Origin of the sequence: Nocardioides sp., from assembly GCF_004803405.1 — a bacterium.
In the GTDB taxonomy this organism is placed as follows: domain Bacteria; phylum Actinomycetota; class Actinomycetes; order Propionibacteriales; family Nocardioidaceae; genus Nocardioides; species Nocardioides vastitatis.
Genome location: NZ_SSXI01000118.1, coordinates 1 through 7891, shown reverse-complemented (window position 1 = coordinate 7891; position 7891 = coordinate 1). Strand labels below are relative to the sequence as shown.

Genomic DNA, 7891 nt, shown 5'->3' with positions numbered 1-7891 from the left:
CGTCGCTGCTCCGGGCACGGCTCAGGACCGGCAGCGCAGCACGGACCGGCAGCGCGACCGCGCGCCCGCCGGCGGCGCCGTCGGTGAACTCGATCGTCCCGTCCCGCGGCGGCTCCCCGGCCCGGAACGTCGCGGGGCCGGTCACCGGAACGAAGCTCACCGAAGCGACAGTAATCGGCGCCTCCGACAGCTGCTCGGTGCCGGTCATACAGGCGTCGACACCCACTGCACCAACTGCCAGACCAGACCGTTTCCGTCGGCGAACTGGCAGTAGCGCTCGCCCCACGGCTCGGTCTCGGGCGGCGTGACGACCTTGGCTCCCGCGGCGGAGATCCGGGCGAACTGGTCATCGAGGTCGTCGACGACCAGGACCAGGAGCAGCCCCTGTCCCGCGGACCCCGCGATCTCCGGCGGGCGGAAGGTCTCCAGCCCGGTGCGCAGGAAGATGACGTCGGCTCCGGCGGTCGGGTGCTCCAGCGACACGAAGCCGTCGGCCGACATCGCCTCGGTGAAGCCGAAGTGGTCGACGGCGAAGCGGACCGACGCCTCGACGTCGGGGACGTTGAGGGAGATGGCGGTGGACGTGACTCGCATCAGCGGGCTCCTCTTCTCGTGATAACTATGTACGTCGTACAACGTACGGCGTTATAGGATGATTCCCGGACTGGGAGGGAAGTTGCCGCGCTCGCTGATCGACCTGCTCTGGCGGGACCACCCCGAGGCGCCGACCGGGGGGACTCGTGGTCCTCGCGCTCGGGTCTCGACCGGCGACGTCGTGGACGCCGCGATCAGGCTGGCCGACGCCCACGGGCTGCCGGCGGTCACGATCAGGCGCCTCGCCGAGGCGCTCGAGGTGTCGACCATGTCGATCTACACCCACGTCAACAGCCGCGACGACCTGCTCGTCCTGATGGCGGATGCGACGCACGGACGCATGGAGCGCTCCCGTTTCGGGAGGCTCGGCTGGCGGGGCAGGGTGCAGCGCGTGGCCGAGTCCAACCTGGCGCTGCTCCAGGCCCACCCCTGGCTGCACGAGATCGACGACGACCGGACCGCCCTCGGCCCCGGCACCATCGCGAAGTACGACCACGAGCTCGCGGCCCTGGCGCCACTCGACCTCGCGCCGGTCACCTGCGATGCCGCGCTGACCTTCCTCCTCGACTTCGTGCGCGCCAGCGCGCGGGCGCTACGGCCGAACCCGCGGTCGGGTGAGCTGGCCCAGCACTGGCCGGAGTGGAGCCTCCGGCTGGAGACCTATCTCGGAGAGGACTTCCCGCTGGCGCGCACCGTGGGCGCCGCGGCCGGGGCAGCGATGGGAGCCGCGCACAGCCCGTCGATGGCCTGGGACTTCGGGCTCGCCAGGGTGCTCGACGCGTTGGCCGCCCTGGCCCCGCCCCGAGCCTGAGCGGCGCCGCTGCGCTCACCCGCCGTAGGAGAGCTCCTCAGCCTCCCGGGCCGTCCTCCGGCTGCGCGACCGGGCCAGGAGCACCCCGCCCAGGAGGAGCAGGCCACCAGCGACCGCCAGCGAGCCGGACCAGTACGTCGGGTGCCTCTCGGCGAGCAGCAGGAGCGCGAGGGGCGTCACCAGCACCGGCATCGCGATCGCGAGGATCGAGAACCCGGAGTGGTTGGAGACGGTGGCTGCCAGCGCCCAGAGGGCGGTCAGGATCGCGGCGAACACGACGATCCACCAGACGTCGGCGTCCTGGTAGAGAGGCGACGACTCGAAGCGGCCCCCGCGGTCGTCGCCGAACATCGGCATGCGGCCGAAGAAGTTGGCGCCGAACTGCGACACCAGCAGCACCGCCAGCAGCACGACGTACGACGCCACGCCGGCCGCACCGACCGCGACGCCGCTGACCGCGCGGCTCGGGAGCAGCCAGCCGAGCACGGTCACCGTGATCACGAAGACCGCGATCGCCGCGGCCACCACGATGATCCTGTCGTCCTCATCCACACGGTCGGCGATCAGGTCGTCGAAGGCGAGAAGATAGAGCAGGCCGAGCCCGACGACGGCGGTGACGACGAAGGCCGCACGGCGGGCGGCGAGGTAGCCCAGCGCGGACAGCACGACGATCGTGGTCCCGATGAGGTAGCCGACCCATCGCTCGTCGGTGTCGAGTCCGACCTCGATCATCTGCGCCGTGGCGAGGATGCCGACGGTGCCGGGCCAGGTGATCGCCTCCTCGCGGGCGCGGCCACCGGTCGTGCGGCGCGTCGCGGCAGCGAACAGGGCGACGACGAGGAGCACCGCGGTCGCGCCCAGGCCGATGAGGTAGTTGGACCAGTCCAGGTCGCCGTCCTCGCGGCTCTTGATCGCCGCGATGACGACCGCCGCGCCCAGCAGTCCGGTGCCGAGCGCCACGACCGCTGCGGTGAGGCCGCTCTTCGACGCCCGGACGGGGAAGTCGGCATCGATCGGACCGGAGGGCGGGCCCGGCGGCTCGCCGCCGGGTCCGGCGTACGTCGACGGTGCGACCGGGACGACGGTGGTGTCCGGGCTCCCCGGTACGCCGGGCGGCGGTGGCACGTCGGGGTTGTCGACGGCCGGGGCCGGACGCGGGTCGCTGGGGCGCATCACGGTCTCACCCGGCGGCGGAGGCGGAGCGGTCGAACCCGGCGTGCCGGTCGAGGGAGCGTCGTCGGTCATGGTTCGGACTCTAGGCCGGACCAGGGCCCGATCGCGGGACCTGCGGCGGTCAGCCGGAGACGGCCAGGGTCAGCGGGAGGACTGCCTCCGCGCCTGCGTCATGCAGCGCGGCGGCACCGAGGGTGAGCGACCAGCCGGTGACGACCCGGTCGTCGACGAGGAGCACCCGGCGGTCGCGGACCGCGTCGGGCTGGTCGAGCTGCAGGGCGCACCGCCGGGTCACGGCGGACACCCGCTGCGCGGAGTTGGTGGCTCCCCGGTCCGGGCCGACGGAGAGGTCGACGACCGCCCAGCGTCCGACGACCGGGACCTGGAGGAAGCGGGACAGCCCGTCGGCCAGGTCAGCCGTGAGCTTCGGCTTCCGCTCGGACTCGCAGACCACGATCGCCTCGATCTTCGGCTGCCAGTCCTGCAGCATCGCGACCATCGCGCGGGCCAGCGGCACGGGGACCGGCCCGTCCTCGGCGTCGACCGCGAACAGCCCGCGCAGCGCCGCGCCGTGGCCGAGGTCGGTGAGTCGGGCGATGGCGCGCCCCTCCCCGGCCGGCGGCTTGATCCGGCCCGTGAGGTCGATGCCGATCGCCGACAGCCCGGTGGGCCAGAGCTTGCGCGGCTCGATCGGCACTCCGGGCCGGGCCAGCCGGTCGGCGGCGGCCTCGACCGCCTGCTCGGACACCTCGACCGGCAGTGCCAGCCCGCCGCAGTTGTCACAGCGTCCGCAGCTCCAGGAGGGATCGGCCAGCACCTCCGGGTCGTCGAGCTGGCGGCGCAGGAACCGCATCCGGCACTCGGCGGAGCCGAGGTACTCGAGCATCGCCCGCTGCTCGGTCTCCCGCGCCTCGGCGACCCGGCGGTAGCGGTCCTGGTCGTACTCCCAGGAGTCGCCCCCGTGCGGATCGAGCTCCCAGCCACCCTTGACCCGGCGCACCGCGCCGTCGACGTCGAGCACCTTGAGCATGGTCTCGAGGCGGTTGCGTGAGAGGTCGACCCGCGGCTCGAGCGCGGCCGTGCTCATCGTCCGGCCCTCCTCGGCGAGCACGGCGAGGGTCTGGCGTACGACGTCCTCGCGTGGGAAGGCGAGCGAGGCGAAGTACGCCCAGATGTCGCGGTCCTCGGTGGCCGGGAGCAGCACGACCGAGGCGCCCTCCGGCGGCAGGTCGGTGCCGCGGCCGGCGCGGCCGACCTGCTGGTAGTAGGCGACCGGGCTGTTGGGCGCACCCAGGTTGACCACGAACCCGAGCGAGGCGTCGAAGCCCATGCCGAGGGCGCTGGTTGCGATCAGCGCCTTGACCTCGCCGTCGACGAGCGCCTGCTCGAGCGCGAGCCGCTCGGTCTGCTCGGTCTGGCCGGAGTACGCCGCCACCTGGTGGCCCCGCGACCGCAGGTAGTCGGCGACCTCCTGGGTCTGCGCCACGGTCAGGCAGTACACGATGCCGCTACCGGGCTGCTCGGAGAGATGGTCGGCCAGCCACGCGAGCCGCTGCTCGGCCGTCGTGAGCCGGACGACACCGAGCCGGAGCGACTCCCGGTCCAGCGACCCCCGGAGCACCAGCGCGTCGCCGCCCAGCTGCTCGGCGACATCGTCGGTGACCCGCTGGTTGGCGGTCGCGGTGGTCGCCAGCACCGGGATCCCGGTGGGCAGCTCGTCCAGGAGGGTGCGGATCCGGCGGTAGTCGGGCCGGAAGTCGTGGCCCCAGTCGGAGATGCAGTGGGCCTCGTCGACCACGAGGAGGCCACAGGTCGCGGCCAGCCGCGGCAGCACCTCGTCGCGGAAGCCGGGGTTGTTGAGCCGCTCGGGGCTGACCAGCAGCACGTCGACGTCGCCGGCTCGGATCGCCGACTGGACCTCGTCCCACTGCTCCACGTTGGTGGAGTTCACCGTGACCGCGCGGATACCGGCCCGCTCGGCGGCCGTGATCTGGTTGCGCATCAGCGCCAGCAGCGGCGAGATGATCACCGTCGGGCCGGCACCCTGCTCCCGAAGCAGCAGCGTGGCCACGAAGTAGACGGCCGACTTGCCCCAGCCGGTGCGCTGCACGACGAGCGCGCGCCGCCGCTCCACGACCAGCGCTGCGATCGCGGCCCACTGGTCGTCGTACAGCGTCGTGTCGGGCCGCCCGACCAGGGCGCGCAGATGCTCCTCGGCCCGGGCGCGGACGGCGGTATCGGTCGACGCGGTCATGGGCTCGTGTCTACCAGCGGTCACCGACCAGAAGAACTTTCCGAGTTATCGGGACAGCCTGTCACGCGGTCGGCTACTGTCTGAGTCTGCAGCCGCTGGGGACCCGAGACCCCGGCGGCTGCAGCTTTTTTCCCGCACGGCTCCCCCGGAACCATGACCACAGAGCCGACCCTCGATCCGAGCGACCCCCGCCGGCCCACGGTGCGGCACCTGCTCGCACCGGTCCGCGCAGCTGCTCGGATCGCCGGTCCGCGAGAATGAGCCGGTGACCCCACCACCCACGATCCGGGCCGCCACTGCACAGGACCTGCCCCGCGTCGCCGAGATCTACGCGCCGTACGTCACCGACACCGTCAGCACCTTCGAGACCGAGGTGCCGGAGCTCGCCACCTGGCACGAGAGGTACGACGCCGTGCTGGCCGCACAGCTGCCGTTCCTCGTCGCAGAGCTGGACGGCCGGGTGTGCGGCTACGCGTACGCGACCCCGTGGAAGGTGCGGGCCGCCTACCGCCACACCGCAGAGACCTCCATCTACCTGGACCCGGCCGCGCAGGGCAGGGGCGTGGGCGGGGCCCTGCTCGACGCCCTCGTCGCCGGCTGCGCCGAGGCCGGCCGCCGCGAGCTGATCGCCGTGATCGCCGACAGCGGCAGCCCCGCGTCGCCCGCGCTGCACACGACCCGTGGGTTCGTGACCGCCGGGCGCCTGCGTAACGTCGGCCTCAAGCACGACCGGTGGATCGACACGATCCTGATGCAGCTGAGCATGGACCCGGGCTGACCGGGTAGTGACCAGGGACGGTCACAACGCCCCGGGAGGCCCCGCTTGGAGCCGCGACAGGCACCCACCACCAGCTACCGGCTGCAGCTGACGTCGGACTTCACCCTGCACGACGCCGCCGCGGTCGTTCCGTACCTGCACGCCCTCGGCGCGGACTGGATCTACCTGTCCCCCGTGCTCGAGGCCACGCCCGGCAGCGGCCACGGCTACGACGTGGTCGCGCACGACCGGATCGACCCGGCCCGTGGCGGTCCCGAGGGCCTGGTGGCCCTGTCCGCGGCCGCGCGACGACACGGCATGGGCGTGCTCGCGGACATCGTCCCCAACCACATGGGCGTGAGCGTTCCGCACGCCAACCCGTGGTGGTGGTCGGTCCTGGCAGAGGGCTCGGGTTCGCCGTACGCCGCGGCATTCGACATCGACTGGGAGGCCGCGGGCGGACGGCTCCGGATCCCCGTCGTCGGGGACGACGACCTGCTGCCGGACGGACGGATCGCCCACCTGTCCGTCGCCGACGGCGAGCTGCGCTACCACGACCACCGGTTCCCGCTGCGTGAGGACGGCGGCGCTCGGAGCGCCGACGGTGGTGCTGTGGACCCCGACCGCACGCACGCCCGGCAGCACTACGAGCTGGTCGGCTGGCGGCGCGCCGACCACGAGCTGAACTACCGTCGATTCTTCGCCGTCAGCGACCTCGCCGGACTGCGCGTCGAGGACCCGGACTGGTTCGACGCAACGCACGTCGAGGTGTCCCGCTGGCTCACCGACAATCTTGTCGACGGCCTCCGGGTCGACCATCCCGACGGGCTGGTCGACCCCGAGGGGTATCTCCGGCGCCTCGCCGAGCTGACCGGAGGCGGCTACGTGCTGGTCGAGAAGATCCTCCACCATGACGAGCCGCTGCCGGCGTGGCCGTGCAGCGGCACCACCGGGTACGACGCCCTCGGGCAGGTCGAGCGGGTGCTAGTCGACCCGGCAGGCCGGGAGCCGCTGGAGGCGGCCGCCGGATCCGCCGACGGCTGGCACGACCTCGTCCACGACCGCAAGCGGGCGATCGCGGACGGCATCCTCGGCTCGGAGGTCCGGCGGGTGGTCCGCGACCTGGGTTCCACGATCCCGGCGGGCGGTGCCGCCGTGGGAGAGGAGGACCCGGTCCTGGTGGACGCCGTGGCCGAGGTCGCGGCGTGCTTCCCGGTCTACCGCTCCTACCTGCCCCACGGTCTTGAGGTGCTGCAGGGCGCCCTGACCGAGGCGCGGCGCCGCCGCCCCGACCTCGAGGACGCCCTGGCTCGCATCGAGCCGGTCCTCTCCGACGCCAAGCACCCAGCGGCGATGCGGTTCCAGCAGACCACCGGTGCGGTGATGGCGAAGGGCGTCGAGGACACCGCCTTCTTCCGCTACAACCGGCTCACCTCGCTCAACGAGGTGGGCGGCGACCCCGACGTCTTCTCGTTCTCGGTCGGCGACTTCCACCAGGCGATGGCCGAGCGCCATGCACAGTGGCCGTACGGCATGACGACGTTGAGCACGCACGACACCAAGCGCGGCGAGGACACCAGGGCGCGGATCACAGCGCTCGCCGAGGTCCCTGAGCTGTGGGCCACGTCCCTCGAGGAGCTGCTCAGGCGTCACCCCGGCCCCGGCCGCGGCTTCGGGGCCCTCCTCTGGCAAGCCGTCGTCGGTGCCTGGCGAGACGACGACCGCGACCTGCGCTCCCGCCTCCACGCCTACGCCGAGAAGGCGATGCGGGAGGCGGCGGAACACACGACGTGGGCCGATCCCGACGACGCCTACGAGCGCGGGGTTCACGCAGCCGTGGACGCCGCCTTCGACGACCCTGCTGTCGCGGGGATCGTGCGCCGCCTGCTGACCGCTGTCGTCGACGCCGGGTGGAGCAACGGGCTCTCGGCCAAGCTGGTCCAGCTGACCATGCCCGGCGTCCCCGACGTCTACCAGGGCAGCGAGCTGTGGGAGCAGAGCCTGGTCGATCCCGACAACCGCCGGCCTGTCGACCTCACGCGGCGCGCCCGCCTCCTCGAGCAGGTCCAGCGCGAGCGCTCCGGGATCCCGCGGCCGATCGGTGTCGACGACCCCGGCCACGCCAAGCTGCTCGTCACCGCGACGGCACTTCGGCTCCGGCGCGAGCGCCCCGACCTCTTCACGACCTACGACGCCGTCGACGCCGAGGGCGAGGCGGCCGCCCACGTCCTGGCCTTCGACCGCGGCGGTGCCGTCTCGGTGGCGACCCGGCTGCCGCTCGGGCTGGAGCGCCGCGGCGGCT

Annotated in this window: 6 protein-coding genes; 3 read left to right on the top strand and 3 right to left on the bottom strand. The window is 72.9% G+C overall.

All coding sequences use genetic code 11. The annotated features are described in order from the left end of the window. Positions 1-204: 204 nt before the first annotated feature. Positions 205-594, bottom strand: a complete 390-nt coding sequence (locus E7Z54_RS09140) for a VOC family protein (RefSeq protein WP_136433035.1) — start codon at positions 592-594, stop codon at positions 205-207. 82 nt (positions 595-676) lie between these two features. On the opposite strand from E7Z54_RS09140, the gene E7Z54_RS09135 reads away from it, so the two are divergent. Then, positions 677-1405: a TetR/AcrR family transcriptional regulator gene (locus E7Z54_RS09135; RefSeq protein ID WP_136433033.1), complete on the top strand. Its 729-nt coding sequence runs from the start codon at positions 677-679 to the stop codon at positions 1403-1405. Between the two features lie 15 nt (positions 1406-1420). Here the strand turns inward: E7Z54_RS09135 and E7Z54_RS09130 are convergent, their stop codons facing one another. After that, positions 1421-2650: a hypothetical protein gene (locus E7Z54_RS09130; RefSeq protein WP_136433031.1), complete on the bottom strand. Its 1230-nt coding sequence runs from the start codon at positions 2648-2650 to the stop codon at positions 1421-1423. Between the two features lie 49 nt (positions 2651-2699). Continuing rightward, positions 2700-4832: a RecQ family ATP-dependent DNA helicase gene (locus E7Z54_RS09125; protein WP_136433029.1), complete on the bottom strand. Its 2133-nt coding sequence runs from the start codon at positions 4830-4832 to the stop codon at positions 2700-2702. Positions 4833-5097: 265 nt separating this feature from the next. Between E7Z54_RS09125 and E7Z54_RS09120 the strand changes: the two genes are divergently transcribed. Beyond that, positions 5098-5610 carry a GNAT family N-acetyltransferase gene (locus tag E7Z54_RS09120; RefSeq protein WP_206056097.1) on the top strand — a complete coding sequence of 171 codons (513 nt, stop codon included), beginning with the start codon at positions 5098-5100 and terminating at the stop codon, positions 5608-5610. A 45-nt stretch (positions 5611-5655) separates the two neighbouring features. Beyond that, on the top strand, positions 5656-7891 hold a 2236-nt coding region (gene treY, locus E7Z54_RS09115), incomplete at its 3' end, for a malto-oligosyltrehalose synthase (RefSeq protein ID WP_136433027.1).

Excerpts from the sequence above, each read along its gene's own strand:
- E7Z54_RS09140 (WP_136433035.1), bottom strand. The coding sequence starts at position 594 with ATGCGAGTCACGTCCACCGCCATCTCCCTCAACGTCCCCGACGTCGAG.
- E7Z54_RS09130 (WP_136433031.1), bottom strand. The coding sequence starts at position 2,650 with ATGACCGACGACGCTCCCTCGACCGGCACGCCGGGTTCGACCGCTCCG.
- E7Z54_RS09125 (WP_136433029.1), bottom strand. The coding sequence starts at position 4,832 with ATGACCGCGTCGACCGATACCGCCGTCCGCGCCCGGGCCGAGGAGCAT.